Annotated in this window: 25 protein-coding genes, 1 tRNA gene, 1 other RNA gene and 1 pseudogene; 13 read left to right on the forward strand and 15 right to left on the reverse strand. The window is 45.0% G+C overall.

Features of this window, described 5'->3' with window-relative positions; all coding sequences use genetic code 11:
- A partial coding sequence (locus tag U9P07_11795; protein MEA2110090.1) for a 4Fe-4S binding protein occupies positions 1–1,068 on the forward strand: 1,068 nt, incomplete at its 5' end.
- A 55-nt stretch (positions 1,069–1,123) separates the two neighbouring features.
- Here the strand turns inward: U9P07_11795 and U9P07_11800 are convergent.
- The 4 genes from U9P07_11800 to U9P07_11815 form a co-directional block, all read right to left on the reverse strand.
- A complete protein-coding gene (locus U9P07_11800) occupies positions 1,124–1,363 on the reverse strand; it encodes a hypothetical protein (GenBank protein ID MEA2110091.1) in 240 nt (79 codons plus the stop codon).
- A 233-nt stretch (positions 1,364–1,596) separates the two neighbouring features.
- Positions 1,597–1,938: a HepT-like ribonuclease domain-containing protein gene (locus tag U9P07_11805; protein MEA2110092.1), complete on the reverse strand. Its 342-nt coding sequence runs from the start codon at positions 1,936–1,938 to the stop codon at positions 1,597–1,599.
- Positions 1,928–2,224: a nucleotidyltransferase domain-containing protein gene (locus U9P07_11810; protein MEA2110093.1), complete on the reverse strand. Its 297-nt coding sequence runs from the start codon at positions 2,222–2,224 to the stop codon at positions 1,928–1,930. Before U9P07_11810 ends, U9P07_11805 begins: the two co-directional genes overlap by 11 nt.
- 274 nt (positions 2,225–2,498) lie before the next feature.
- On the reverse strand, positions 2,499–2,774 hold the full coding sequence (locus tag U9P07_11815; GenBank protein MEA2110094.1) for a tetratricopeptide repeat protein: 276 nt from the start codon (positions 2,772–2,774) through the stop codon (positions 2,499–2,501).
- A gap of 212 nt (positions 2,775–2,986) precedes the next feature.
- Here U9P07_11815 and U9P07_11820 point away from each other — a divergent pair, with 212 nt between their 5' ends.
- Complete coding sequence (locus tag U9P07_11820) at positions 2,987–3,406, forward strand: Mu transposase C-terminal domain-containing protein (protein MEA2110095.1); 420 nt, start codon at positions 2,987–2,989, stop codon at positions 3,404–3,406.
- 50 nt (positions 3,407–3,456) lie between these two features.
- On the forward strand, positions 3,457–4,008 hold the full coding sequence (locus U9P07_11825) for a 4Fe-4S dicluster-binding protein (protein MEA2110096.1): 552 nt from the start codon (positions 3,457–3,459) through the stop codon (positions 4,006–4,008).
- 146 nt (positions 4,009–4,154) lie between these two features.
- Here U9P07_11825 and U9P07_11830 read toward each other — a convergent pair whose 3' ends face one another.
- The 9 genes from U9P07_11830 to U9P07_11870 all read right to left on the reverse strand — a co-directional run bounded on the left by U9P07_11830 (position 4,155) and on the right by U9P07_11870 (position 16,443).
- Complete coding sequence (locus U9P07_11830) at positions 4,155–5,024, reverse strand: hypothetical protein (GenBank protein ID MEA2110097.1); 870 nt, start codon at positions 5,022–5,024, stop codon at positions 4,155–4,157.
- On the reverse strand, positions 5,014–5,364 hold the full coding sequence (locus tag U9P07_11835) for a hypothetical protein (protein MEA2110098.1): 351 nt from the start codon (positions 5,362–5,364) through the stop codon (positions 5,014–5,016). Before U9P07_11835 ends, U9P07_11830 begins: the two co-directional genes overlap by 11 nt.
- Complete coding sequence (gene nikB / locus U9P07_11840; GenBank protein ID MEA2110099.1) at positions 5,357–6,277, reverse strand: nickel ABC transporter permease; 921 nt, start codon at positions 6,275–6,277, stop codon at positions 5,357–5,359. The genes U9P07_11835 and nikB overlap by 8 nt, the downstream gene beginning before the upstream one ends.
- The gene (locus U9P07_11845) at positions 6,262–7,821 is read right to left on the reverse strand and encodes an ABC transporter substrate-binding protein (protein MEA2110100.1); all 1,560 of its coding nucleotides are present in this window, start codon (positions 7,819–7,821) and stop codon (positions 6,262–6,264) included. The genes nikB and U9P07_11845 overlap by 16 nt, the downstream gene beginning before the upstream one ends.
- A 77-nt stretch (positions 7,822–7,898) precedes the next feature.
- The gene (locus U9P07_11850) at positions 7,899–9,632 is read right to left on the reverse strand and encodes a GAF domain-containing SpoIIE family protein phosphatase (protein MEA2110101.1); all 1,734 of its coding nucleotides are present in this window, start codon (positions 9,630–9,632) and stop codon (positions 7,899–7,901) included.
- Positions 9,633–9,734: 102 nt separating this feature from the next.
- Positions 9,735–11,057, reverse strand: a complete 1,323-nt coding sequence (locus U9P07_11855; GenBank protein MEA2110102.1) for a response regulator — start codon at positions 11,055–11,057, stop codon at positions 9,735–9,737.
- Positions 11,058–11,392: 335 nt separating this feature from the next.
- Positions 11,393–12,292, reverse strand: a complete 900-nt coding sequence (speB, locus tag U9P07_11860; GenBank protein ID MEA2110103.1) for an agmatinase — start codon at positions 12,290–12,292, stop codon at positions 11,393–11,395.
- Between the two features lie 733 nt (positions 12,293–13,025).
- Complete coding sequence (locus U9P07_11865) at positions 13,026–14,576, reverse strand: PepSY-associated TM helix domain-containing protein (GenBank protein ID MEA2110104.1); 1,551 nt, start codon at positions 14,574–14,576, stop codon at positions 13,026–13,028.
- Positions 14,577–15,021: 445 nt separating this feature from the next.
- Positions 15,022–16,443 (reverse strand): transposase, encoded by a 1,422-nt coding sequence (locus tag U9P07_11870; GenBank protein ID MEA2110105.1) that lies wholly within the window; start codon positions 16,441–16,443, stop codon positions 15,022–15,024.
- A gap of 209 nt (positions 16,444–16,652) precedes the next feature.
- Between U9P07_11870 and U9P07_11875 the strand changes: the two are divergent.
- From U9P07_11875 to U9P07_11885, 3 genes and pseudogenes are all read left to right on the forward strand, one after another.
- A pseudogene (locus U9P07_11875) lies at positions 16,653–17,372 on the forward strand (phospholipase D-like domain-containing protein).
- 7 nt (positions 17,373–17,379) lie between these two features.
- The gene (locus U9P07_11880; protein MEA2110106.1) at positions 17,380–17,580 is read left to right on the forward strand and encodes a hypothetical protein; all 201 of its coding nucleotides are present in this window, start codon (positions 17,380–17,382) and stop codon (positions 17,578–17,580) included.
- A 140-nt stretch (positions 17,581–17,720) separates the two neighbouring features.
- A complete protein-coding gene (locus tag U9P07_11885) occupies positions 17,721–19,115 on the forward strand; it encodes an AAA family ATPase (protein ID MEA2110107.1) in 1,395 nt (464 codons plus the stop codon).
- Between the two features lie 760 nt (positions 19,116–19,875).
- On the opposite strand, the gene U9P07_11890 is transcribed toward U9P07_11885, so the two are convergent.
- A tRNA-Met gene (locus U9P07_11890) sits at positions 19,876–19,952 on the reverse strand.
- A 111-nt stretch (positions 19,953–20,063) separates the two neighbouring features.
- Positions 20,064–20,579 carry an adenine phosphoribosyltransferase gene (locus U9P07_11895; protein MEA2110108.1) on the reverse strand — a complete coding sequence of 172 codons (516 nt, stop codon included), beginning with the start codon at positions 20,577–20,579 and terminating at the stop codon, positions 20,064–20,066.
- A gap of 403 nt (positions 20,580–20,982) precedes the next feature.
- Between U9P07_11895 and U9P07_11900 the strand changes: the two genes are divergently transcribed.
- The 7 genes from U9P07_11900 (at position 20,983) to U9P07_11930 (ending at position 25,586) form a co-directional block, all read left to right on the forward strand.
- Positions 20,983–22,212, forward strand: a complete 1,230-nt coding sequence (locus U9P07_11900) for a penicillin-binding transpeptidase domain-containing protein (GenBank protein ID MEA2110109.1) — start codon at positions 20,983–20,985, stop codon at positions 22,210–22,212.
- Entirely contained in the window at positions 22,212–23,177 is a 966-nt protein-coding gene (locus U9P07_11905; GenBank protein MEA2110110.1) for a TIGR01212 family radical SAM protein, read from the forward strand. The genes U9P07_11900 and U9P07_11905 overlap by 1 nt, the downstream gene beginning before the upstream one ends.
- Before the next feature lie 117 nt (positions 23,178–23,294).
- Positions 23,295–23,504: a hypothetical protein gene (locus tag U9P07_11910; GenBank protein ID MEA2110111.1), complete on the forward strand. Its 210-nt coding sequence runs from the start codon at positions 23,295–23,297 to the stop codon at positions 23,502–23,504.
- Positions 23,505–23,540: 36 nt separating this feature from the next.
- On the forward strand, positions 23,541–23,813 hold the full coding sequence (gene zapB / locus U9P07_11915; GenBank protein MEA2110112.1) for a cell division protein ZapB: 273 nt from the start codon (positions 23,541–23,543) through the stop codon (positions 23,811–23,813).
- Between the two features lie 63 nt (positions 23,814–23,876).
- Positions 23,877–24,140, forward strand: coding sequence for a cell division protein ZapA (locus U9P07_11920; protein MEA2110113.1), 264 nt, complete (start codon positions 23,877–23,879; stop codon positions 24,138–24,140).
- 11 nt (positions 24,141–24,151) lie between these two features.
- Positions 24,152–24,329: non-coding RNA, 6S RNA (ssrS, locus tag U9P07_11925), on the forward strand.
- A 1,068-nt stretch (positions 24,330–25,397) separates the two neighbouring features.
- Positions 25,398–25,586, forward strand: a complete 189-nt coding sequence (locus U9P07_11930) for a hypothetical protein (protein ID MEA2110114.1) — start codon at positions 25,398–25,400, stop codon at positions 25,584–25,586.
- Positions 25,587–25,910: the final 324 nt, after the last annotated feature.

Here is a 25,910-nt window from a genome sequence, read left to right on the forward strand (position 1 = left end):
CCCATTACCGAATCGGGGGTGGAAATCAAGCTTTTGCAGTACCTCTTCAGCGAACAGGAGGCGAAGATTGCCGCCGGCTTGAATCTGATTGCTGAGCCGGTTGAGAAGATAGCTTCGAGACTTGGTGATCTTGACCTGACGGCGGTGGAGCTGGAATCCTGTCTGGACCGGATGGCCGAAAAGGGTTTGATCAACTGGTATACGAAGAGGGACGGTTCAAAATTCTACAGTATTGCCTTCCTGGCTATCGGCATCTTTGAGTTCCAGGTTGAGCGGATGACTCCGGAGTTCTACCGGTTGTTTAAACAGTACCTGGACGAGGCTTTCAGGGATGAGATCCTGCGGACGAAAATACCTCAGCTGAGAACAATTCCCACCGAGGGGAGCATTACCCCTGAACTGCCCATCGATAACTATGATCATATCAGGAAGCTGATCAATGATTTTGACCGTGAAATTCTGGTGGCCGAGTGTGTCTGTAAAATCGGCCAGGATTCGGTTGGTAAGCCCTGTCAAGTGACGGATGCGCGGGAAATCTGTCTGGTATTTGGCAGTGCGGCAAAAAAATATGCCCACCTGGGTTGGGGGCGCATCATTACCAAAGACGAAGTTTTCGAAATATTGCGGCAGGCTGAAAAGGATGGCCTGGTGGTTCAACCTTCCAATACGCAGAAACTGTTTGCCATCTGTCTGTGTTGTGGCTGTTGCTGCGAAATCTTAACATCAGCCAGGCCACTGGAAAATCCGGTCCAGTACTTTGCCACCAATTTTCAGGCAGTCGTGGACGAGGAAGAATGTATTGGTTGTGGCCTCTGTGTCAAGCGCTGTCAGATGGATGCGGTGTCACTGGTCGATGAAAAAGCGGTGGTTGACTACAGTCGCTGCATCGGTTGCGGGGTTTGTGTTCCTACCTGCAAGCCTCAAGCCATCAAACTGGAGCGCAAAGAAATAATCAGGGTTCCTCCCAAAGACAGTGCCAGGCTATATATGAACATTCTGAAGAAAAAAGTTGGAAATGCCCGCCAGATGATTATGCTGACCAAACAATTACTGGGGCGGTTGGTCTAATGGCTTTGCCACCGCAATTCCCAAAGCATTCAAGTGGCAAAGCCATCAACCTGGGTTACAGGTTTTCCAAAGCGGTTCGTTGAGCTTCAGTGATTAAACCAAAATCGATGCAGTTCCATACTGCTTCCTGAACGGTGTACGAATCGATATGGGAAATATCTTTTCCCCTGATCAGATCAAGTATTTCAGCAATACAGGCCTGTTGAGCTATACCTGCTCCAGCTATTGAATAGATGTCTTCATCCGAAGGGGCATGGGCATAACCATCCATGCAATAGGTTGGCACCAGAAACATTAACAAGCTAACATATTTAAAAGAAAGCAAACTTGTTAGCCCTTGTGAGACGTGTCGCAGGGTGGTAGACGAAAAATTACCTGGAATTTTTATTGAAGCGGGGTGTGCTCTGGGAGGTTCGACGATAGTAATCGCAAAATAGGAAAGCCTATGGGGCTGGTTTTTGGACGGCGAAAAGGGGGCGGACCCCTAAAAAAACTGTCATTATGATGTCATTCAGCAGTATTAAATGATTATGGATTTTCAGCTATCTTTTTTAACTGTTTTAACAATGTCGGAATATCTCTTTGGACTGAGTCCCAAACAATTTCATCTTCAACGACATCGTAACCATGGGCAATAACGTTTCTAAAACCAATAATTTCTCGCCAATTATCAACCTCAGTAAGAATATCGAAATCAATTTTTTTGATCCTGTTTAAAGCCTCCCCTAATATTTCAAATTGTCTTTCCACAGCGGCCTTGGTCTTTAAATCAATATAAAACTCCGCCCCGTCCATGGTTTCTGTAAACTCAATAATCAATTTGCAGGCGGTAACAGCATCTTCAATGCAAACAAAGGGATCATGCGGCATAAATATTCCTGACATCGGATAAAATGTAGTTCTTGATCCGATTATTTTTAATCGCCTTCGGCATAATAAGATCGACTGAACATTTCAATAAAGTTTCCAATTCAAACTTTATATTCATATACCTTACAATACCGTTTTTTGCGCTATCCAGTTCAATCAGAAAATCAATATCACTGTTTTCATTGAAATCATCAGTCAGCGCACTACCAAAAGCGCCGAGACTTTTGACCCGGTATTTCCGACAGACACTCTCTATCTCATTCTGAAAGTCATCAAAATTAAACATCTTTTACCTCATCAATCTATTCTAACATCTCTTACCTTTTTTTATAGCAGATAATAAACCAAAAAAAAAGCCCCAAGATTTTAATCCCGATATCCGGTCTTATATGCCCGGCGGCACTGAGCAGAGTGGGATGTTTTTCTGCTTCAAGCACAACCTCTTCCACAGGTGTTGAATAACTATTTATTCTACAAAATACCGCCACTTTCATTCCGCATTATGCCAGCGGTGGGCAACCGGAAAAGTTAATTTAAATCATAAAACAGAAGATATGTAGCTATCCCGCCTCCATCCGTTTGGCATCTTCAATATACATATCCACAGATTCTTGCTCAAAATCATCATTTTCGGTGGCAAATTTAGCTGATTTTCTATAATACTCAGCCGCTTTTGCTTTTTCTCCCATAGCTTCGTACACTTGGGCAAACCGAGAAATCCCGTCTATCTGATCCGGATAGTCGTCCAGTAATTGCTGACAGACTGCTTGAGCCTTTTGGAAATCTTTTTTCTCTATCAACCCGTTAATGCTGTTTGACAGATTATCAAGAGCCATAACATCCTGTATGTAGCCTTGAATAATCTTCTCTTCGCTCGCGTCACCTGGCAATTGTCTGTGCCCGGCTGGGGATTACTCTAATCCATAGCAAAGCTTATCACGCGGCTGCGAAGGGCAAAATTGAAAGGTGGTTTAGAACAATTCGCCAGCAATTTCTTCCGACCCTCGAAGATCACCACATAGCCAGTCTCACAAATCTCAACCAGGCTTTGTGGGCCTATATTGAAGGAGAATATCACCACAATATTCACCGGACATTGGCAGAGTCTCCGCTTGATCGTTGGGCGAGATGCTCTGAACGCGTCTGTTTTCCCGAACCGGGTGTTGATCTTGAGGATATTTTCCTGGCTGAGGAGAAACGTAAAGTTCATAAGGACAGAACTATAAGTTTGCGCGGTAAAGTTTACGAAGCCGAAGCTGCCCTGGTCGGCGAAACGGTTATTCTGCGTTACGATCCAACCACGCCCGGACAACCAATTCAGGTCTGGTTTAAAGGAAATCGTTACGATGATGCCAAACTGGTCGACACCCTGGCCAATTGCTACGTTAAAAGAGAACGTCCCGACGAAACCTTAACCACCAGGGATCAATCGGAGCCAGACACAGCGACAAAATCAGATGTCTGGTAGCCGAGTGTGTCTGTAAAATCGGCCAGGATTCGGTTGGTAAGCCCTGTCAAGTGACGGATGAGCGGGAAATCTGTCTGGTATTCGGCAGCGCGGCAAAAAAATATGCCCACCTGGGTTGGGGGCGCATCATTACCAAAGACGAAGTTTTCGAGATATTGCGGCAGGCTGAAAAGGATGGCCTGGTGGTTCAACCTTCCAATACCCAGAAACTGTTTGCCATCTGTCTCTGCTGCGGCTGCTGCTGCGAAATCTTAACATCAGCCAGGCCACTGGAAAATCCGGTCCAGTACTTTGCCACCAATTTTCAGGCAGTCGTGGACGAGGAAGAATGTATTGGTTGTGGCCTTTGTGTCAAGCGCTGTCAGATGGATGCCGTTTCCCTGGTCGATGAAAAAGCGGTGGTTGACTACAGTCGCTGCATCGGTTGCGGGGTTTGTGTCCCCACTTGCAAGCCTCAAGCCATCAAACTGGAGCGCAAAGAAATAGTCCGGGTTCCTCCCAAAGACAGTGCCAGGCTATATATGAGCATTCTGAAGAAAAAAGTTGGAAATGCCCGCCAGATGATTATGCTGACCAAACAATTACTGGGACGGTTGGTCTAAATGAACAGCAGGCTACCATTGGACAATGCCGGCTTTTTCCTGATTACTCATCATGGATATCGCCATGGTTATTTTTGATTTATAGATGCCCACAGCCGTTCAGAACCTGAGTCTGACAGCTTCACACAAAAATTGTTAAACTTGGGTTACATATTTTGTAAAGCTGTGCGTTGAACCTCCGTTATCGACCCAAATTCCGTGCAATTCCATATCGCATCCTGGATAATATATGAGTCAGCATGGGAGATTTCCGTTTTACCACTTATGAGATCAAGTATTTCAGCAATACAGGCCTGTTGGGCTATGCCCGCTCCTGCTATTCCATACACGTCTTCTGAACTGGGAGCGGAAGCACCACCATCCATGCAGTAGGTGGGCACCAGAAATTTCATGCATCCTGGTGGTACTACCAGGCATTCGTCAACCCCGATGAGCATTGGCTGCACATCTCCCGAACCCGGCTCAAAATACGCACCGGCTGGTATACAAAACTCTATGGGGGTGATTCCCGGGTTGCAGAGTTCAAAGGCCAGCGAAAAGGCGCTGCCAAGCCCAAGGTCCGGCATGCAGGCCATAATGCAAGTAGGATCAGTGGGATCACATTGCTGCATGCAGGTCATGGCCGCCATCAAGGAAGCCCGGAATTCAGGGCTGGAGTAATATGGAAGGAGAAGCTCCGTGGTATCGCCGGAAATCGAGTTTATGGTTACCTGGTTTACGCTAAGCTGGGGTCCCAGTTTCCAATAGGGCCAGTTGGGCTCGGCAGGATTGACATTGGGATAATATTCCAGCGTTATCGCAATATTATAGCCCGCAAAATAGACGCACGGGGCGGTGATGTTCAGGGTCGTGTTGATATGGGCACAAGACGCCCCTCCTGAGGCCGGCTGAATGGATTCAAACCGCCAGTAAAGCCATGCAGGGTCGGCAGGGTTTGCATAAGCGCTAAAATTGATTTTGTAATATTGACCTTCATACTCTACGCATGGCAGGACCAAAGAGAGATCATCGGCCACCCTCCCGCATTGGGAGAAAGCCGTAGTAGTTGTTAGAGATGAAAACATCACAAGTACCACAATCACTGTCATCAATCTGATCATCCTTCTCATGACGTACCTCCGTTCTAAATTGATTTACAAGATTTTTCCAAACTTTCGCAGATGTCTTATTATTGTTTCCTGATATATTCTTAATCGGCATTTTATCATCTGTCAAGAAAAGCTCAAAATTTTCGGTTTCGTAAAAGGCAGAAAAATAAGGTGTTTGCCCATGGGACCGTTGCAGAAAAATTTGCCAGCGGAAGAAGTGGTCGCGGTGATTGCCTGGGCGTTGCGTGGTGGGGTTGATTTTATTCATAACGGATCCGCGGGTCAATGAGGGCGTAGAAAATTTCAGTAAATACATTAGCAATGATGTAGCAGAAGGAGATTATCAGGATGCATCCCTGGACCATGGGATAATCCCGGGTGAAAACCGCCTGGATCAGCAAACTGCCGATTCCCGGCCAGGAAAAAACCTTTTCGGTGACAATGGCGCCTGAAAGCAAGGCCCCAAACTGCAGGCCGACAATGGTGACTACCGGCAGCAGGGCGTTTTTTAAAGCGTGCTTCATCAAAACGCGCCAGCCTGGGAGTCCCCGGGCCCGGGCGGCAGTCAGGTATTCCTGGCTGATGACCTCCAGCAGGCTGGAACGGGTCATACGCGAGAGGATGGCGGCCAGGGCGGTTCCCAAAGTGATGGCCGGTAGTATAAGACTTTTCAAACTATCCATTCCCGATACCGGCAGCCAGTTCAGCTTGATGGAGAAAACAATAATCAGCAGAGGGCCAAGCCAGAAATTCGGCATTGATATCCCCAACAGGGAAAAAAACATGCTGAAGTTGTCAATGGCGCTGTACTGCCGGCAGCCGGCCATGATTCCCAGGGGCAGGGCAATAAGCAGGGCCACACCCATGGCGGCGGCAGCCAGAGTGATGGTGGCCGGTAACCGGTCGGCAATGACGGAGCTGACCGGCAGCCGGTAGAAAATTGAACTGCCCAGATTGCCATGAAAAATACCTTTAAGAAAGATGAGATACTGGCTCAATAGTGGCTGATCCAGCCCCAGCTGGTGTCGCAGTGCCGCTTTCTCCACCGCCATGGCATGTTCCCCCAGCATGACGGTAACCGGGTCACCTGGGATCAGGTGAACCAGAAAAAACACCATGGTAACCACCCCGATTACGGTGGGAATTATGGTTATTAGTCTTTTGATCAGGTATCTTGCCATTTGACTTTTCTGAGGGAAGTATAAGCCCCTCCCGGATAGATTTCAAAACCTTCCAGTCCCCGCTTCATGATAACCACATCATTCCGGTACCAGAGACTGGTGTAAATTTCCTGCTTGGCAATGATCTGCTGAATCCTGGAAAAAAGCTGTCGGCGTTTTTTCCGGTCAATGACTGTTCGACTTTTCTCCAGCAGGCTATCCATTTCCCGGTTAGAGAAGCGGCCGCGGTTGGCACCCTGAGGTGGAATGCTGGACGAATGGAAGATATAGTAAAAGATGTCCGGATCCTGAATGCCTATCCATTTCAGCGAATAGAGTTGGAAATTACCTTTCTTGATATCATTGAAAAAGGTTCCCCATTCAAAGCGGATAATATCAATTCGGATGCCGATGTGTGCCAGTTGTTTTTTGATGATCTGGGCGATTTCATAGCTTTCCTGGTTGGTGGAGGTTTTATAACTCAGGTTGAAGCGGATTCCCTCGGGACCTTGTGGTGGAAATCCGGCTTGGTCCAGCAACCTGGCAGCTCCTTCAGGATCGAAAGGCGTCGGTCTCAGCAACGGATTGCTGGCCCAGTGCTCCGGTGGCAGTAGACCGATTGCCGGCCGAGCCTGGTTTTTGAGTAAATAGCGAATAATTTGCCGGCGGTTGATAGCCAGGGAAATGGCCCGACGGACCAGGAGGTTGCCGACTACCGGGTTTCCCAGGTTGTAGCCAATATATTTATAGCCGCTTCCCTGACGACTGAGTACCCGCAGGTGTTGGTCCCGCTGGAAGAATTTCAGGGCATAGGGAGGAATGGCATTCTGGACCAGGTCAACCGTTCCTTTTTTCAAAGCCAGAATCCTGGTGGTATCATTGGTGATGATTTTGAAACGGATGTGGTTGAGGTGTGGTTCCGTGAGATTATAGTGTGGATTTTTAACCAGGGTAATTTGATGCCCCCGGGAGAATTTTACCAGCTTGAATGCACCGGTGCCGGGGATGTCAATGGGTTTATCCTGATGCTGCTGACAGCAGGATGCCGGTATGATGTAGGAAGTCAGGGCGTATAAAAAACTGGCAAAAGGTTTTTTGAGCTGGAAAATAACCGTGAGTGAATCAGGAGTCCGGATTGAATCAATGATGTTCAGATTGCCATAGGCCGGACAGCCATTGTCCGGTTTCCGCATATAGTCAATGGTTGCCTTGATATCCCTGGAGGTGCAGGGTGAGCCATCGCTGAAAGTTGTTTTTGGCCGGAGCCTGAAAAGATAGGTATGATTATCAATAATTTTCCAGCTGCTTGCCAGGTCGGCAACGATGGCGCCATGGCGATCGGTAGTTACCAGGCCATTGTAAATCAGGGGCAGGATGCGGGAGCCATAGGCATCGGTGGTGTAGCGCGGATCAAGGGTGGTGGGTGAACCTTCGATCCCGATGGTTATCTGATTGTCATGATTTTTTGCCGGTGGTAATGGTGCACAGGCTCCAGACAGGAGAATTAACCCCAGCAGGATGGGGATAAAATGGTGGATTATGACTGGAAGCGGCAACCGGTCCATGGCGTTTGGTAATTGGTATCTGGATAAAGCGGATGATGGAAGAAAAAATTAACTGGAGGACTTTATCAGCTTCCTGGTTATGGTGCAACGGAAGAATGGCTGGAGATTTTGGCTACCACCAGGGTCAGATCATCAAACTGGGGCATCCCCAGGGCAAATCTTTCCACTTCTTTTATTACCGCATTGCGAATGTCCTGGGCAGTTTGGCTGGCCTGTTCCTTGATTATCTCTTGTAACCGCTGATAGCCAAACAGTTCGCCGCTTCTGCCCTGGGCTTCCGTCACCCCGTCAGTGTAGGTGACCAGGATATCTCCCGGGTTAATGTCCACAACCGCATGCTGGTATTGTTCGTTTTCCAGGATGCCAAAAGGCAACCCCCCTTCATTGTAGGATTGAAAGCTGTTTTCCCGGGGACGGAAAATATAAAGTGGAGTATGCCCGGCACTGAGAAAATGGATTTTCATTGACATGAGATCCAGGATATAAATCAGGGCGGTAACGAATTTACCATTCAGATTTTCCTGGGCCAGAGAATTGTTGACCGACTGAACTCTTTTCGGCAGATCATTCAAATTATTTTCTGATTGCTGCAGACTGGATCTGACCATGCTGCGGGTCATTGCCATCAGCAGGGCTGCCGGGATGCCTTTGCCGGCAACATCCCCAATGACGACGCATAATTTATCTTCCGGTGTATTAATATAATCAAAAAAGTCACCGCCGACATTAACCGCCGGCATGCTGATGCCACTGATATCCAGACCTTCAATAACCGGGTTTGTCTGGGGCAAAAGACCTCGCTGGATATCTCCGGCAATGCGAAGCTGTTCCAGAAGCTTTTCCTGCTCAACCGCCTGCTGGTGGTAAACAGCGTTTTCGATGGCGATGGAAGCCAGTTGAGCCACCGTTTTCAGCGTTTCTATTTCCAGACTGCCGAATGAGGTTCCGCCTTCCTGGTTGATGACATTAATTACTCCATAGGTTTTGTTCTTGGTGAACAATGGAAACGAAATGATGGAGTTTACTGCATACTGGTTGCTGGCAATACTCAGTTCCTGGTCATGGGGGAGGTCTTCAATATGATAGACGGACTGGCTTTCAGCCACTTTATCAACCAGACTGCTGCCGTCCTTGTAGATAATTGACTTGACAAAATCGTCTTTCAAACCCCATTCAATATTGGTGGAAAGTTCGTTGTCTTCATTGAAAAGCATGATGGATCCAACTTCCGCCAGTAAAATCTTTAAGGACAGCTCCATGAGTTTAGCCATGATCCGGTCCAGATCAAGGTTTCCCAACAGCTCACCCATTTCATTGATGGCATCGAGTTTGGCGGCGCTTTCCTCTTTGAAGTTGCACATTTCTTCATAGATCTTGGTTTTGATCAGCGAAAGGCAGACTTGGTCCAGGTAGATTTGCAATATGGAGGCATATTCGGAAAAGTTTTCCAGGTACTCATGGGCCACAAAAGCTATGGCCACTTCTTTATCCCGCAGCAGCAAATTTACCCAATAGACATCAAATTCATTACCAAACCAGGTTAGCTGCGAGGGGATGTTAAGGGGTTGCTGCCCGGAAAAATAGTCAAAAGCTACATCTTCACGGTCGAAAAAGATTTCATCCCAGTAACTGCGGTCAATGGTGGTTGAAAAATCAAGGTTGTATTGCTGGCTGTCATTATTGAAAAGAAAGATGGAAAAGGCCTGAATATCGAATCGCTCGGCCAGTTGCCTGCTCATGGCCAGGTATATTTCTTCAGAATCCATGGAGGCATGAATTTCTATGACTGCCTGTTGAATCGATCCCTTCATTCAGCTTCTCCCTTTATGTATTCTTTTACTTCTTCATTGATAGCGGTGCGTACTGTAATAAATTTAATTCCGCTGCCAATGGCCCCAATTATTGTGATGATTTTAGAGCTTGTCGATTAATTCCATGATTTGATCAGCAAGGGTGATGATTTCATCATGGTGCTGTTCTTCCCAGTCTGGCGGTAAGCTGAGCATTTTATACGCTTTCTCTCTTTGCTCCTGGCTCAGTCTTTCTACCGGCTGTTCAAGGGCAAAGCCCAATCGATTGCTGAGGTTGTTGGCCAGAGAAATGACCAGTGTTTCCCTGGGATTAACCGTGGCATTTTCCGGAAAATGATGCAGGGCAACTGATTCAACCAGGTTTGTTGGCAGCTTCCAGTTTGTTAACAGGAGCCCTCCTATTTCCCCGTGATCAAAACCAAGTATCTCTTTCTCAGCCTGAGACAGGGGTTTATTTGCTGCCATGGCGGAGGCAAAACGATCGGAGAATTGCTCCACAAAAGGTCCAAGAATGAGTTTGCCAATATCATGTAATAAGCCGGATACGTAGCAATTCTCGATTTCTGCCGGCGTCAAATTGGCGGATTTAGCCAGATAACGGGCCAGGGCTGCCACCAGGTTTGCATGTTGCCACAGGCCTTCCTTCTGATAGCCATAAACCTTGAGACTTTTTTTAAACAGGTTTGAGGTCGAAGCACCCAGTACCAGGCTTTTGATGGTATTGTGTCCCAGGTAAACCACCGCATCGGAAATTGAATTAACTTTGCGGGATAGGCTGAAAAAAGAAGAGTTGACCATCCGCAGCATCCGGGCGGTAAGGGCCTGGTCTTTGACAATCAGGTTTTCAAAATCGGCCGCATTGGAGTTTTCATTATTGATTAACTGCATCACCTTGTAGACAATGGCCGGTAATGAAGGAATAGATTCTATTTTCTGCATGATCCGGCTTTTAAGACGTTCTGTATTGATGCTGTTCAGGGAGATTTTCTGTTGTTGCTGGCGACGTGTGCTTCCAGCATGTCCGCCTTTAGCTGCTATTTTTGTCGGATTCAGGTCTTTGATTTTCAGGGCCAGTTTGATTTGCTGGATTAATGATTTTTTGTCGAAGGGTTTAATCAAAAACCCTTTAGCTCCAAGTTGTCGGGCTTTGAGAATATCTTCTCTTTTTGAACGACTAGTAGTGACAATGACCGGAATATCTTTAAGTTCTTTCTGGTTCTGGTCATTGATATATTGCAGGATAATAAAGTCATCGTAGCCGGGGAGCAGGGCCTCAGCAATAATCAGTCTCGGAGTTTCCTGCTGTAAGGTGGTAACCAGGGAGGCCATGGATTTAATCGGCTTTGGAGCGAGTCCGAGGGAGCTGATAATCTGAGAGATATATTCGGTAGATTCGGCATTGTGGTCAATAACAAAAACACTCATGGTGACGATCCTCCGTCCGGGAGTGGCTGATGCGGGCTTGATATCCGCAACCAAAATTTAATTAGCACGCCCGCAAATAAGTACTCTTATCAGAGCCTTGCATAAGTTTCTTCATCGGAACCTTTGCCTGACGGCAAAGAACCCGTGAAGCACTTAACATTTTCTTGTTTTTTTAACCAGAAAACGACCTGTAAGGCACTAATGAATTAATGGTATTTTAGCTGAAGAGGGACAAGCTTAAGTGGTTATCGGCATGGAAAGGGTAAAACTTGAGAATTCAGGGGGTATTTTTTCTGCGATAAAAGGATGGACTTGCCGGGGGAATCTATGGTTTGTCACTCTGTTTGTGTTGATTGCCAAAACTTTTGGTTAATATCGCTGCGGGTCAGAAAACCCATCATGTTGTAGACCAGTTGAGCAGCTGTAAATGAAGAGCTATGCAGGGTTTCAAGCGGGGCCAGTTCAACGACGTCAAAACCAATGCAGACGCGTTCGCAAAAAATTTTCTCCAGCAACCAGATGACCTGATACCAGGTCAGACCTCCCGGCACGGGGGTGCCGGTGGCTGGTATCAGTGATGGATCAAAACAGTCGATATCGAAGGTTATAAAAATCTTTTCTGGAAAATCAGCCGGGAAACGCACGGTGTTGATACCCTTCCTGAATATGGCTTCAGCATCGGCATAGGGGATCTTATGTTCCAGGCGAAAAAGATGTTCATCATACGAGTAACTTCGTGTTCCGATCTGAAAAAAAGGGATATTTTCATCGTACAGCCTTTTCATGACACAGGCATGGCTCAAGTTTGTTTCCTGGTAACTGTTACGCAGATCCGCATGAGCATCAAACTGGATGACTCCGAATTCAGTATACTTTTTTTCCAGAGCCCTGGCCGTGGCCAGGGTAATGGTGTGCTCACCTCCCAAAATTACAGGAACACAAGGATATTGCAGGGAACTTTCCACCGCTGCTGTGATGCGGCCAAGGACCACTTCATCAGTTCCTTGACAATCGACCGGTGATTTTGTGCTGATGCCGTGCTCAGCCGGGATACTTCGACCGTCAAAAAGCTCCAACTGGCAGGAAGCCTCGAGGATGGCTTGCGGCCCATTTTTGGTGCCGCCCCGATAAGAGACGGTTTTCTCATAAGGTACGGGAATGACATGAAAAAAAGCCTCTTCAGGAGAAGACGGAACGACATCGCTGCCGTGAAAAGTGATGTGAGGTGGGTTCATAAGTTGGTTATATCGAAGTAGGGTCAAGTTATTTGTTTGTAGACTGCTTTCTCCCGGGGGTGATTCAAGTCTACCTTAAGACGAGATCGGATTCCTATGATTTATGTATCCCCAAAATATCATATTTCGATCAGTTTAGCCACTTTTTGATTTTAACTGATATTACTGGTTCCAAGCCTAGACATTACTTTCCTGTTGGTCAATAGGTTCTGAAAAAAATCACCGGTGTTAGACTCTGAAAGATGCTGGTGATGAATATTATTTGCAATCATGTATTGTGATTTATCGCATGGTATCAGGTGCATTAACGATTTATTCTTTAAGGAAATATCTTGTGGTCGCTAATTGATGGTCCACCTCAGGGTATGGTTAAATATTTAATTGGCGTGGAGAGGGGACTTTTTTTATGTAGAAAAAGGGTATTGACCCAGATGATTAGTGATGGTTGTCTCTTTGTCACTGAGCACGATTGGTATGACAGAGGCGAAGATTAGTAACAACAGATACTTTTATCGGGTCTTGTTTGTATAGGTTGGCCTGATGGAAAATTTACAGATTCTTGAAGTTGTGCCGTTCAGTATTTTTGAAAATTTAAAAGCCTCACTCCCGCTACTATTCTTAGTGGGGGTGGGGTTTTTTTATGGTTTGGACCCGTTCCTTTTTGTCATTATTATTGACTGGGTATGTTCAACGCAGAGGAACACCACAATTTGAACAAATTGAGGCGGATTTTTTATGGTGTTCCTTTTTGTCGAGGCGCTTTTCGGTGATTCCGCCTTAATAAATTGATAGTACCGCTCAAGGTGGTAATGAGGAGTAAGATGCCACCCAGGGGAATAATCAGCCAATATAAAAGACCAATAAATTGTTCGAAGATGCGACCATTGTGGAGTTCGAAGAGGGCATTCCATAAGGCAATGCGGCTTTTGGATCTGATCTCATCCGGCATGGTGGGGTTTGCCTGCGGGCGCCGACGTAATGGTTTAAGTCCGTCATTATAATCTGCAACCAGCAGGGGACGGCCCTGATAAACGGCAGCTCCAGTGACCATGATAGATTTGCCCCAGTTGGGGTTTCCTCTAGTTGCTTTACTTTTGAGCTGCATTATTGTCTGTTGCTTGGTATCCCAGATATAGAGTCCGCTGAATGATCCGATGAGCAGGTTGTAGTCGTCTAGCGCTTCAAAAACCATAGCTCCCATCCCATGGATCGGTAAGGCCGCAGGTATTTTTGTGAAGGGAGTGGTGCTGTCGATTGGGCCCCTGAAAAGTCCCTGCTTGCTGGCGATAATAAGTTCTTTTTTGCCTTTTAGGTAGGCTGCTTTCTGGATTTGGCCAGCCCAGGGGTTTTTGGAATCGGCATCAGGCATAAGGCTGGCGGGTACTGCCAGACGAATAATGGCAATCAAGAGAGGAGGTCGGACAAGAGCGCCACTTAATGCGATAGTTGTAATGAATAGAGCGCTAAAGATGCCGATTTTCAGATGCCAGCGATAATTGAATGCAAAAAGTTTTCCAGAAAGAAAAGTCGAACGGTGCCGTTTTTTGCGTTGGATTACGTACCAGATAATCACTCCGGAGAGACAGAGGAAAAAGAGTGTCAGGCCGATAAAGTCGGCCAAAAGGCGGCCGGGAAGGCCGATGATCGAGCCGTCGTGAACCTTTAAAAGCCAGCGGAAGAGAGGCACTGTCGGGGTTTTATCAAGGTTTCGGGGTAAGGCCAGTGGGGTAAAAGTGGGGGGCTTAACGGTCGTGTCGGCTTGATAGATAGCGCTATCAGTAAAGGCCAGGATGCGATTGTCGATTTGCAGAAGTTCCACCACCGCCTGATCTCTGAGTATGGGATGATCGACTCGCTGCCAGCTCTCATCTGATTGGTAAAAGAGGCCTGATCTGGTGCCGGCGTAAAGGGTCTCCTGTTCTTGGTTTATGGCTAACAGGAGGCTTAAGGTGTCTCTTTCGTAGGTAGCAGCGGGGAAACCTGCGGTCAAAGGCTGGAAGCTTTTCCCTTGATTTAAACTTTTCCAGACCCCCTCTTTGCCGCCGACATAGAGAATATTTTCGTGGCTGGCGGAAAACACTGCATCCCGCCAGCTCATTCGGTTCCAGTTGCGGTATTGATAGTTGGCCGGCATTATCTGGTTGGGTAGGGAGTACTTTTTTAGTAATTGAGGGTGATTTAAGATGATACCGCTCAAGGCCATCCAGGTAAAGAAAAACAGGCCCAGGAGAGCGCAATATTTGTGTAGCCATTGCACGATCCGGGTGTGGCGGGTTTTTCGCATGAGGGTAGCCTCGTGGTATTTTTACGGTATGGTTAATGTCAAAACTTAAAGTATCGACGGTTTTTAGAATGATTGTCTATCAGAAAATCACTAATCAGTGATTGATTTAAGTCAAAAAAAACAAACAATAACTAAGCAAAAAGACCTAAAAGCCTTTTTGAAAGAAGGTGGGGAAGTGATAAATAAGACCGTCGACCCGCAAATATTTCGGCCTTCTTAAAGGTGTTGAAAAGTATCCAGTTTTAGACAGATATAAATATTTTTTAGCCATAAAATGACCTGTTTTTCATGTGCTTTTTGGTTTTTCCAGTCGTGGGTTAACCCGCTAAAGTTTTTTTGCTGACTTTTATCCCATATTTGGGGGGTCAGCCTCTTGTATATGAAGAGCTGAAACGACCACAAACTCAAAAAGCTGTGGCTACTGTTGGTTTTGGATTTAATCTTTTTACATATTGGCAACATCATCAAAGATGAACGGTTGTTCTTTTACAACTTTTTCCCTTTTTCGCTTACCAGCCATTTTTATCAATAAAACAGCAATGGTACTGAATGTACACCTGGACATCGTGGCATGCTGGCTACGGACTCTTATTTTTTCAAGTCCAACCTGGTTTTTGAGTAGATTGAAAGGGCGTTCACAGTTTTTGCGAATTTCATGAGTATCTTCGATTCCTTTACTTGTGAACGGTATACGTTGAAACAAGCCACCATCCATTGGCATAAAGCGATACTGGGGACAATTGTCAGAATACGGACATTCTCCCGGGTTGGCACTACATTTGAATTCATGTTCCTGACCATCGCTGCCTACATGCTGCATGGGAATAGAACATTCACCATGGCAAAAAACTTCGCCGGTTCTGGCGGTGACATTGTCAGGGGTTGATACTGTTGATGATGGCGGTGTTGTTACTATAACCCCGGTTTCATTGAACAAAGAACCATCTTTATCATGATAGGCTTCATCGGCTGTAACCAGCTGGATATCAATACCCATGGCCTGAGACAGCTTTACCAGAAACGGCAGGAATTGACTGTCATGGTGATTGGCCGGTGCAACCAGGGAAACAAGAGGAAAGCTCTGACCATTGCCAGCATCAATAACCGTGAGTGTATGCAGACGGTAACCAACAACATATATTGATTTATCCCGTTTGTTTCGGCGTGAACCGCAGTCACAATCGAGATCGCCATAAATTCGTATTTTTTTACCTTTGATATTCAGGCTGGCCAGAGGGATTTTGCAATCATTGGCCAGCTCTGTGGAATCAACACCGCAAAGAGTACAATCACCAAGAAGATCGGATTTATAAAAGTGGTGAAGGAAGTAAACCAGGAGATTGATTTGCTGAACAAAAGTCAGACGGGTTCTGAATTTACATAGCTGTGTATGGTCAATGGTTGTTTTCTTGTGTAACGGGAAACCCACAAAGACACGGTTCTGCTTGCGGTCCAAACCAAGGTATTCATCCGTGCAGAATTTACGGTAACTGATTTCAGGATATTTGATCGCTTTGAGTAATTCAGCCTTCAATAACTGACTGGGAAGGATTTCCCGCATGGAAGGACTGTATCCATCATAGGAAAGTAGGCAGTTGATGACGTTATCATCAATTAACTGATCAATGAATTGCAGCTCCTCATCCTTGATATATATTGAGGATCGATCATAGCTGCTGAGTTTTATGATCCGATCGCTATTAACCATATCGATGTATTGTGCCATTTCCTCAAGTGGTATAATGCCCTCGGCCGGCATCTGGTTTTCTATGCCGAGTAATTCTGCATCCGGAGCGGTAATTTTCTGCTTAAAATCATAATCGGCAATAACTTCGGCCATAACTTTGCTGAAGATTTCTCTTTTCATTTTTTTAGGAAGGCGTTTCCAGTTGGGAAATTCTCTTTTCAGTTGTTTTTTTTACCATCAACTTGATATTCTTGTGGTGCATGAAAGGCCTCTGTTTTTGATAGGTATTTTCTTGGTGGAAATTACCAGTCATCATAGAGGCTTTTCTGCATTAAGTCAATGTTTTTATTGGGTTTTTACAATATCTTGGCAACACCTTTTTCAAGTTTCTCTCAGAAATCCCCGCTGACAAAAATTTCATTCTGGTGGCCACCGGCCATTTTATCGGGGAAGGTTTTAACGAACCCCGCCTTGATACGCTGTTTCTGGCCATGCCGATATCCTGGAAAGGTACGCTCCAACAATATGCCGGGAGGCTCCACCGACTGTTAGAAACGAAAAAAGAGGTGAGAATTTATGATTATGTGGATATCCAGGTAAAAATGCTGGAAAAAATGTATCAAAAGCGGCTGAATGGGTACGCTTCAATGGGGTATAAGGCCAAAAGTGAAGAGATAACGGCCTCATCCCTGGATATCATTTTCAATAAAGAAAATTTTTTGCCGGTTTTTAATCAGGATATCGTTACTGCTAGTAAAGAGATTTTAATCGTCAGCCCGTTTGTCAGGAAAAGACGCACCCAGCAGATGATACAACAACTTAAAATCTCAATCGGCAAAAATATTCGGGTCAGCGCTGTAACCAGGCCGCAAGATGATTTTGCAGCGAAAGATCAAGCTTCTTTGCAAAACACGTTAAACCTGTTAACAGCCAACGGGATAAATGTCATTTTCAAATCCAATATTCATCAGAAATTTGCCATCATTGATCAAAAGGTTGTGTGGTATGGCAGCATCAACCTGCTAAGTTATGGAAGTGCGCAGGAAAGTATCATGCGCATTGAAAGTTCCAGTATTGCAAATGAATTGATGAAAAGCATTGAGGAGTAACAAAATAATGACGAAAAAAAAGAGCCGATTGGAAATGATTTCCAGCTTGACCTGGAACGATCTTGAAGATTGGGCGGGAGGTTCAATTGTCTCCCGAGGTAGAACATATCAACGACAGGGTCGGGTTTCTGATCTGGCTGTAACAGATGATGGCAATCTGGGAAAGATATCAAAAGATTTACGGAGCATCTTCATCTTAAGGTTTTAGGTTTGAATTCTTGCTACTGCCAATCAAGAAAATGCCTTGGTAGAAAGATTGTTGATGTGTTTTAAGAGGTAGTTGAAAAGATAATCTTATTATGATATTAAGCATGTGTATTTCAGTTTATGATATTAGGAGAGCCGTCAATGCAACGCAAACAACTAGAGCTTCTTTCCTCCTGGTTTGATAAAAAAAGACGCAAACCCCTTGTCATTCGGGGTGCCAGACAGGTGGGTAAATCGACCTTGGTTGAGATGTTTGCCAAGCAAAACCAAATTGCCATATGTACGGTGAACTTGGAACGTCACCCGGAATTAACATCTGTTTTCTCGAGTAAAGATCCGCGGAGAATTATCCAGCAAATTGAGTTTCTTCCCAATATTGGTTCTATCACACATGGTACTCTTTTGTTCCTGGATGAAATTCAGGCCATCCCCGAGGCTATTGTTGCCCTGCGCTATTTTTATGAGGATATGCCTGAACTGGCAGTGGTTGGTGCCGGTTCTCTGCTGGAATTTGCCCTGAAGGATCACACTTTTTCTATGCCGGTGGGTCGGATACAGTATCTGCATATGGGACCTATGACATTTTCTGAATTTCTTTTGGCAATAGGGGAAGAACAGCTTGCAGAGTTTATTTTAGGCTATAAGTTCGGTCAGGAGATTGTCGAGGTTGCCCATAAGCGGTTGTTAAGTCTGATTCGTTCATATTACTATATTGGGGGCATGCCGGAGGCCGTTGCGGTTTTTGCTGAGAGTCGTAGTTATAAAGATGTCAGTGAGGTGCATCGTTCTATTATTGATACTTATCGTGATGATTTTCCAAAATATGCCGGATCACGTAATTTAAATCGCCTGCTTAATGTGTTTAATTTTGCCGCTAGAAATGTCGGCGTAAAGGTTAAATATTCGAACATTTCGTCACATGAGCAGAGTGTGACACTGAAGAATGATATCGAGTTGCTGACAATGGCTCGTGTCATCAGCAAAGTGATCCATAGTCACTGTTCGGGGCTGCCACTCCAGGCTGACCTTAAGGAGAAGGTCTATAAATTGCTTTTTCTCGATATTGGTTTGATGAATACTATTTGCGGCTTAGATTGGCCTGCCGTCTCGCAGATGGAAGAGGTGAAGCTCATCAACCAAGGGGCTATTGCCGAACAGTTTATCGGTCAGCATTTACAGGAGTTGCTTTCAGATAAGGCAAATCGCGAATTGACCTATTGGCTGCGGGAAGGGCGTACTGCCAATGCTGAGGTAGACTTTGTTATAGCTACGAGAAGTAGCATCATCCCCATTGAGGTGAAGTCAGGTGCCTCGGGTAGCTTGAAATCTCTACACCAGTTCATGGGCACGAAAGATGCCCCCCTTGCTGTAAAAATTGACACAAATCTTCCCTCAGTACAACATCTTAATACTGTAATTCAGGAGAATAAACAGCGTAAACAGGTTCAATATGATCTCTTATCTCTCCCTCTCTATCTAGTGGAACAGCTTGAAACCATTGTGGCTGGTTGTCTTATAGAGAAAAAATCCAGTTGATTCAATTTTGCATCAAACAAAAAAAGGGCTTACGCAAAAAAATAAGCCCTTAAAATTTTATTGGTAGCGGGGGCTGGATTTAAACCAACGACCTCCGGGTTATGAGCCTCATTCAGCAATAAACCTAAATCGGCTGTAATTTCAATATTTTCCCCTTGTTTCAGTGGCTTAGAGTAGGTTTTCAGGTTCATTCAATAAGTTCAATACGTTCAATCAATGTCGATTGAATTTACACCAATTTTACACCAAGAGATTCGCTGAACATCTTCATTTGTCGAGGCATAAGTTTGAGGTCTTGTCACTGCCAAAATTGGATCCCTCTGCGTTTTTTGATAAACAACTTGACGGTGATACTATAAGTCGGTATCATATTCATATGAATAGTAGGTCCAAAAAAATATTGTCGGCTATTTTGGTCATTGAGGTAATCCTGCATTTCTTCATTGTGATTTCAATGTTTCGTAATCTGAAGCTTTTACCGCGTCATCGGAGTTGCAACTTTAGTATGACCGCGAAAACGTTTATTGTCACGGCAATTATTCCCGATTGTTCTCAGCGTATATATGAAAAATATTTTTTTGACAGCAAAAAAATGATGCTTTTGCATTTGTTTTTTCAGGTTATTTCAGCGTTTTTGCTACCCATAAAAACCATTTTTATGCTGGTGCCCTAAAGGATATTTTAAGCCACTTAAAAAACCCCCAAACCATTTGAAAGGTTTGAGGGTTAAGAATTGACCGGATATTTCCGGATCATTATTTGGTGGCGGTGCAGGGACTTGAACCCCGGGCACTACGGATATGAGCCGTATGCTCTAACCACCTGAGCTACACCGCCGTAATTCCAGTGCTAAATGAGCGGCCGATATATATCTATTTTCAACTCTTTTGTCAATCAGTTTTCATCGGGAAAAGGCCGTTATTGAAGTGAGATTGCGTGCTTTTTTTCTCATAGGGATAAAAGGGAAAAAATCGGGATTCCGGCTAATCTTTCCCTGCCTTTAAGGGATTCAAGTTCTGCCAGGAAAGCGCATTCTATAATTTCCGCCTTGGTTTTTCTGACAAGATTAATTACCGCTTCAATGGTGCCGCCGGTAGCGAGGATATCATCGGTAATCAGGATTCGCTGGCCCTCTTTGATGGCATCCTGATGGATCTCAAGAGCGTCAGTTCCATATTCTAGGGCGTATTCTTCCTGAAAGGTTTTGTCGGGAAGCTTTCCTGGCTTTCGTACCAGCACAATCCCGGTATTTAATTTGTAGGCCAGCGCCGCCCCGGTCAGGAATCCACGGGCCTCAATCCCGACGACCAAGTCGATTTTTTTGTCCAGATAACGGTGTCCCATGAGGTCAATAACCCGTTGAAATGATGTGGCATCGGCGAGCAGTGTAGTGATATCTTTAAAAATAATGCCGGCTTTGGGGAAATTGTCAATGTCACGGATAATTTCTTTGAGCTTGTCCATGGTGACCTCGGAAGTTGGGGGACAGGGTTATGTGCAAAATTCTACTGGCTTTTTTAAAAGTTTTTTTTGATAATAGCGGATATTGGCAAGAATGAAAACTATTTAAATGTCAGTTGTCGCTTGTTTATAGCGTAAGTTTTTCTATTGAATCAAGGACTTTTCCCATAATTAAGAGGTTGACAGGGAAAAATGACAAGGTGTAGAAAAGGACTGTTTGTTATGTGGATAAACTTTTAAAAATATCTTTATGCAATTAAAAAATAGCTATTACTTGATTTTTTTGTCGCGGTTGCGATGTTTGGGCAGTTTTCGCCTGCAAATGCCGGGGATAAGAACAATAGGTTTTGCATCGTTATCGCTGTTACTCTGTTGTCTTCTCCTGGTTGGTATGAGCCGTTTTCGTATGGCCATGACTCATGCTCAGGTGATGGTAAGCAGCAATGTCTATTCCCTGGGCGACTATGATCCCGGGGCTCATCCAGTTATTTGTACAGACCTTTCAGCATTGTTTGATCCGGAATATTTTTTTCAGGCTTCGCCACCTGTTGATTTTTGTTTTCCGAGAGATGATGCCCTGATAAGGGTTCATACCAGTCTGGAATCAACTTTGCAGCATCGTTTAACTGTTCTGTTGCGTCGCTACACGCCCCTGGTTGGCGCCGGGGTGGTTCTTGATCCGGCTACCGGGGCCATCCTGGCAATGGCCAGTTACCGTCATAAAAGTCTCAATGCAGATATGTTGGCAGAGGGCAAGGGTAATTACTGTACCTATGCGGGTTTCCCCGCTGCTTCTTTAATTAAGATTGTTACCGCCGGCGCCGTACTGGAAAAAAAAGATTTTACCAGCCGCAAAAAACTGCCGGTATCAGGCCGTTTCCATACCCTTTACAAACATCAATTAGGCCTGAAAAGACAACGATTTAAGTCTCGATCTGTTTCCCTGGAAAAAGCTTTTTCTCTCAGTGTTAATCCATTTTTTGGTAAGCTTGGCATTCAAGTTCTTAAAGAAGCAGAATTTATGGAAACTGCTCGCTCATTTCTTTTCGATGTTCCGATTGAATTTGATCTGCCAGTAGGTACCAGTAAGGTTTTAGTGCCGGAATCTGATTTTGCCAGGGCTGAACAGGCCTGTGGATTTAATACCGGGACGACCATATCGCCATTACATGCGGCATTGATTGCCTCTCTGCCAATCAATGAAGGTCGAATGATGCGACCGTTTTTGGTTGAACGCTTAGAAAACAAGGTTGGGGTTGAATTGTTTTATCGCCGGTTGAAAGCTATTTCTCAGCCATTCGCGGGAAAAAGTGTCCAGAATCTGCAACGATTAATGCAGGCAACCGTTAGGTACGGAACAGCTAAAAAGTCATTTGCTCACCTGCGAAAGGTGCGTGGTTCAAGGAATTGGGTTCTAGGAGGCAAAACCGGTTCTTTAGACATGCCGGGACGCCAGGGGCGGTGTGAATGGTTTGCCGGTTATGGTGAAAGTGGTGAGCGCAAGGTTGCGGTTGCCATTGTGCTGGTTCATGGGGAAAAACGGACGATCAGCTCTTCTTATGTGGCGGCTGAAATAATTAAGAATGCATTGCTCAATCCACCCTTAAAAATTGCCAGGACCGAGGATGTAAGTTGATGAAGGATGTCTTCCTTTATCATCCTCTATGGGTTTCAGGTAAGCGTTTCTATGATCTGAAAAGTTATTTTTTTAACCGTTTTCATGACCGGGTATACAAAATTTCGTTGGATGCCGGTTTTACCTGTCCCAGTCGTGATGGAAATTGTACTACTGGTGGATGTACTTATTGTGATGGTCGAGGTTCACTGTTGCGACAACAGGGACAGCTTCCATCAATTACAAAACAACTGGAATATGGTAAAACACTTTATGTCAGGTTAAGAAAGGCCAGAAAATTTATTGCCTATTTCCAGACCGGTACGAACACCTACGCGCCATTAAAACGGCTGCGTAGTTTGTATGATGAAGCCTTGTCAGTTTCCGATGTGGTCGGGTTGGCGATAGGTACCCGCCCCGATGCCATTACCCCGGAAGCGGTTGATTTGCTGGCTGCTTATGCCAAAAACAAGGAAGTATGGCTTGAATATGGTTTGCAGTCCATGCATGAACAAACCCTACTCAGGATTAACCGGGGGCATGGTTTGCAATCGTTTGAGGAGGCAGTGCGGATGGCAGCCGGGTGTGGAGTTAACCTTTGTGTGCATGTTATTCTCGGGCTGCCGGGTGAAACCCCTGAAATGATGCTGGAAACAGCTGATTATGTGGCACAATTGCCGATAAAAGGGATTAAAATCCATTCGTTACTGGTGCTGAAAGGAACATCTTTATATGATGATTATAAGGCCGGACTTTTCTCGCTGATGACCAAGGAAGAATATGCGCGACTGGTGGCCAGGTTTTTGGAGAAGATGCCACCTGAAGTGGTGGTGCAGCGGCTGACAGCGGAGGGATATCGTGATGTCTTTGTGGCTCCATCCTGGGCCAGGAATAAACTTCAGGTTTTACAGCAGATTTCTACTTCATTTGCGGCGCGGGATAGCTGGCAGGGTAAATTTACCGATTTAGTCGGGGATAAATATTGACAGACTTTACCTCCATGTGGTAGATTTATCTCAAGATATGGGCGAAGATTTTGATAGCTTGTAAACTTTGTCGAATTTTGGACGAATAGAGTAACAGGTATTACCAGCAGTAGGACGGTGTCGGTACGAATGGGCGACTATGGTCAGAATGGCTATCAACAAGAAGGAGAGGCAGTTCACGGCAAAAAGTATGGCTGTCGCGAATATTCGCTGGAAATGCAATTGTATCAGTTATGCAAAAAGGTTGAGCGTGAAGATCTAAAGGTTGATGAACGGGACCGGATTGTGAAGAGGATTGCCGAGATAGAAGCAATCCTGGATTTCTGAACGTCAGATATACTTATTAAATACAGGAGCCGGAAATTGAATAGTGGATTGGAACAACTCAATTTTCTTGAAGAGCAGGTAGCATTGCTGTTGGAGAAATATAAGGGGATGAGTGAAAAAAACAGGGAACTGGAGGAAACACTTGGTTCCCATCAGGATAAAGTGCGACAGTTGGAAGAAATGCTGAAGAGCAAAGATATTTTGCTTGCTGATGTGGAGAGCAGGATAGACCAGTTGTTGCGGAAATTCCCTGATTTTAATTCACCTGTTCCCGATACGCCTTTATTGTCTGCGGATGAACCTAACTAATAAATAACTGCTTAGTTTCTCCCTGCTTTGGCCTGTCTGTAAAAAGGAGCGCATCTTCGGATAATGGAAAAGAAGAGTGTTACAGTTAGTATCAAAGGGCAGGAATATATCATCAGAACAGATTCTGATGAAGATCATGTTAAGTCAGTTGCCGGGATGGTTAATGAGCAGCTTGATTTACTGGGACGAAAATCTCAAACCATCAGCACGGTTAACTTGATGGTTTTGACCTTGATGAATGTGACTGGTGAGTATCTGCAGCTTAAATTAGAGCTGGATTCCATGACTAAGCGATTAGAAGAGTTGAATCGAAGATTTCCTGTTTGATTTAAGACGAACGGCCCCTGTGTTATGCGTGATAGTCGAATTTTTTTGAGCCAACACCTTATGACGTAGGCGGAGACTTTATTCTGGTGTGCATGCCCTGCTTGCAGGGAAGCCTGAAGGGATAATCAACTGCCTCAACTGCTACTTAAGGTTCAAAAGAAGCGGCTACACGGTAACCATGGGGGCGTTTAACCCCTTTCTAAATTGAGCGATTAGGTATTAGTTTAATTATTACAAGGCATTAGATGCCATTAAGATGTAAATATTCGGGCACGTTTTCAAAAAAGCAATAATACTCTCACAGAGGTATAGAGAAACCAGTTATTTGCTCTCTGTGATTCCGCGTCAGCCTAATTTTTTTGTCTCGCGCCCGTTCGCTTCACTCACTCAAGACGCAAAGGCGCAATGAAAAACGACAGACGATATAGCAAGTTGAACTCTTCGCGGTCTTTGCGGCTTGGCGCGAGAATTAAAAAAATTGACGGATATTAGGTCCAGGAATTTGCCAATTTATAAACAAAGTCGAATGCTTACCATAAGATTTTAACCCATTGGGTATTGATTGAAATTAAGGCAAAGTACTGATTTCTTAAAGCTAAGCGCTAAGCGCTAATGGCTAACTGCTAATAGCTTAACTTTAAGTCTTTATAAATTTAGCTTTAAGACTCTGGGGCGATTTTGCAAGTCTTGGAGGTTATAATAGAGAGAAGCTGAAAGTATTAACAGCAGGCTGATAGCAGCCTGGTGGTTGCATGATGAAATGTCAGGGATGAAAATTACAGGAGCAGAAGCCGGATGACTGTTATCATCAGTGGATTGGTATTAAGTGCTTTTTTTGTCGGCGGTTGCCGAATAACTCGGCGGCCTTCCTTGTTTTATCCCGAAAGTCCTATCAATGCTAACCGACTGAATAGAAATGGTTCTATGGTTTTGTGGGATTTTTCAGTCCATCGTCTAGCGATGTTCAGTCGATATGTTTCTGCCGGGGTATTATGAGCCTTTAGTGGATACTATTCCCATTGTAATAGAAACTTTTCCTGACTTTTCTGATTGACCTTTCCTTGATCCATCGTTGTTTGCGGTGCGATTCCTCTTTATTTTCCTCCTGGATTTATAATTTCCCCAGATTCGTGAAAAATGCATTGGCTGTTTGTCAGTTGCCAGTAAACAGCTGTTGGTACTCAACTGAAACATTTATTCTCAACTTTCTGAGTTATTCTACAAATAGTTGAAGGACATTTCCAGGGATGTTCCGGCATGGCTCTCGCTCATTCTCGCCGGCCGTCCATGGCCTGCCTGTGCGTGCCGCACGCAGACAGGCCGGCTGTGGGGCGCGCTAAAGCAATGTCCCCGGGCGTCCACCGCGAATCACAATGGGGGACAGTTTTGAAAACTGTCCCCACCCAGGCGGCCAATACCGCCTGCCTGTCGGCAGACAGGCTATGAGCCAAGCCCGAACATCCGGCAATATATTTTTTGGCAATGCAAGTCAGAAAGTTGAGATTTATTGATTCACAGTTCCAGCGGATTGCTGAAAGTTGATGGCCGCAAGTGTTTGTCTGAAAATGGTGGTTTTAAGTTGAATATTAATTATTCTTTGGATTTCCTTTTGTCGGGGAAAATAGAAAGGGTGAAAATATGGATATGTACCTTAGTCTGATTGTTGCGGTTCTGATGGCCATGATTGCCGGCCTGGGAATCGGTTATGTTCTGCGTAAAAAAACAGCTGAACGAGAGCTGGAAAATTTAACTAATGAGGGTCAGAAAATT

The organism is Pseudomonadota bacterium, from assembly GCA_034660915.1.
In the GTDB taxonomy this organism is placed as follows: domain Bacteria; phylum Desulfobacterota; class Anaeroferrophillalia; order Anaeroferrophillales; family Anaeroferrophillaceae; genus DQWO01.

Bases quoted from the DNA above. Each gene is read 5' to 3' on its own strand.
- U9P07_11800 (MEA2110091.1), bottom strand. From the start codon at position 1,363: ATGTTTCTGGTGCCAACCTATTGCATGGATGGTTATGCCCATGCCCCT.
- U9P07_11805 (MEA2110092.1), bottom strand. From the start codon at position 1,938: ATGCCGCATGATCCCTTTGTTTGCATTGAAGATGCTGTTACCGCCTGC.
- U9P07_11810 (MEA2110093.1), bottom strand. From the start codon at position 2,224: ATGTTTAATTTTGATGACTTTCAGAATGAGATAGAGAGTGTCTGTCGG.
- U9P07_11815 (MEA2110094.1), bottom strand. From the start codon at position 2,774: ATGGCTCTTGATAATCTGTCAAACAGCATTAACGGGTTGATAGAGAAA.
- U9P07_11835 (MEA2110098.1), bottom strand. From the start codon at position 5,364: ATGAATAAAATCAACCCCACCACGCAACGCCCAGGCAATCACCGCGAC.
- nikB (MEA2110099.1), bottom strand. From the start codon at position 6,277: ATGGCAAGATACCTGATCAAAAGACTAATAACCATAATTCCCACCGTA.
- U9P07_11845 (MEA2110100.1), bottom strand. From the start codon at position 7,821: ATGGACCGGTTGCCGCTTCCAGTCATAATCCACCATTTTATCCCCATC.
- U9P07_11850 (MEA2110101.1), bottom strand. From the start codon at position 9,632: ATGAAGGGATCGATTCAACAGGCAGTCATAGAAATTCATGCCTCCATG.
- U9P07_11855 (MEA2110102.1), bottom strand. From the start codon at position 11,057: ATGAGTGTTTTTGTTATTGACCACAATGCCGAATCTACCGAATATATC.
- speB (MEA2110103.1), bottom strand. From the start codon at position 12,292: ATGAACCCACCTCACATCACTTTTCACGGCAGCGATGTCGTTCCGTCT.
- U9P07_11865 (MEA2110104.1), bottom strand. From the start codon at position 14,576: ATGCGAAAAACCCGCCACACCCGGATCGTGCAATGGCTACACAAATAT.
- U9P07_11870 (MEA2110105.1), bottom strand. From the start codon at position 16,443: ATGAAAAGAGAAATCTTCAGCAAAGTTATGGCCGAAGTTATTGCCGAT.
- U9P07_11880 (MEA2110106.1), top strand. From the start codon at position 17,380: ATGACGAAAAAAAAGAGCCGATTGGAAATGATTTCCAGCTTGACCTGG.
- U9P07_11885 (MEA2110107.1), top strand. From the start codon at position 17,721: ATGCAACGCAAACAACTAGAGCTTCTTTCCTCCTGGTTTGATAAAAAA.
- U9P07_11895 (MEA2110108.1), bottom strand. From the start codon at position 20,579: ATGGACAAGCTCAAAGAAATTATCCGTGACATTGACAATTTCCCCAAA.
- U9P07_11900 (MEA2110109.1), top strand. From the start codon at position 20,983: ATGGCCATGACTCATGCTCAGGTGATGGTAAGCAGCAATGTCTATTCC.
- U9P07_11905 (MEA2110110.1), top strand. From the start codon at position 22,212: ATGAAGGATGTCTTCCTTTATCATCCTCTATGGGTTTCAGGTAAGCGT.
- U9P07_11920 (MEA2110113.1), top strand. From the start codon at position 23,877: ATGGAAAAGAAGAGTGTTACAGTTAGTATCAAAGGGCAGGAATATATC.
- U9P07_11930 (MEA2110114.1), top strand. From the start codon at position 25,398: ATGGCTCTCGCTCATTCTCGCCGGCCGTCCATGGCCTGCCTGTGCGTG.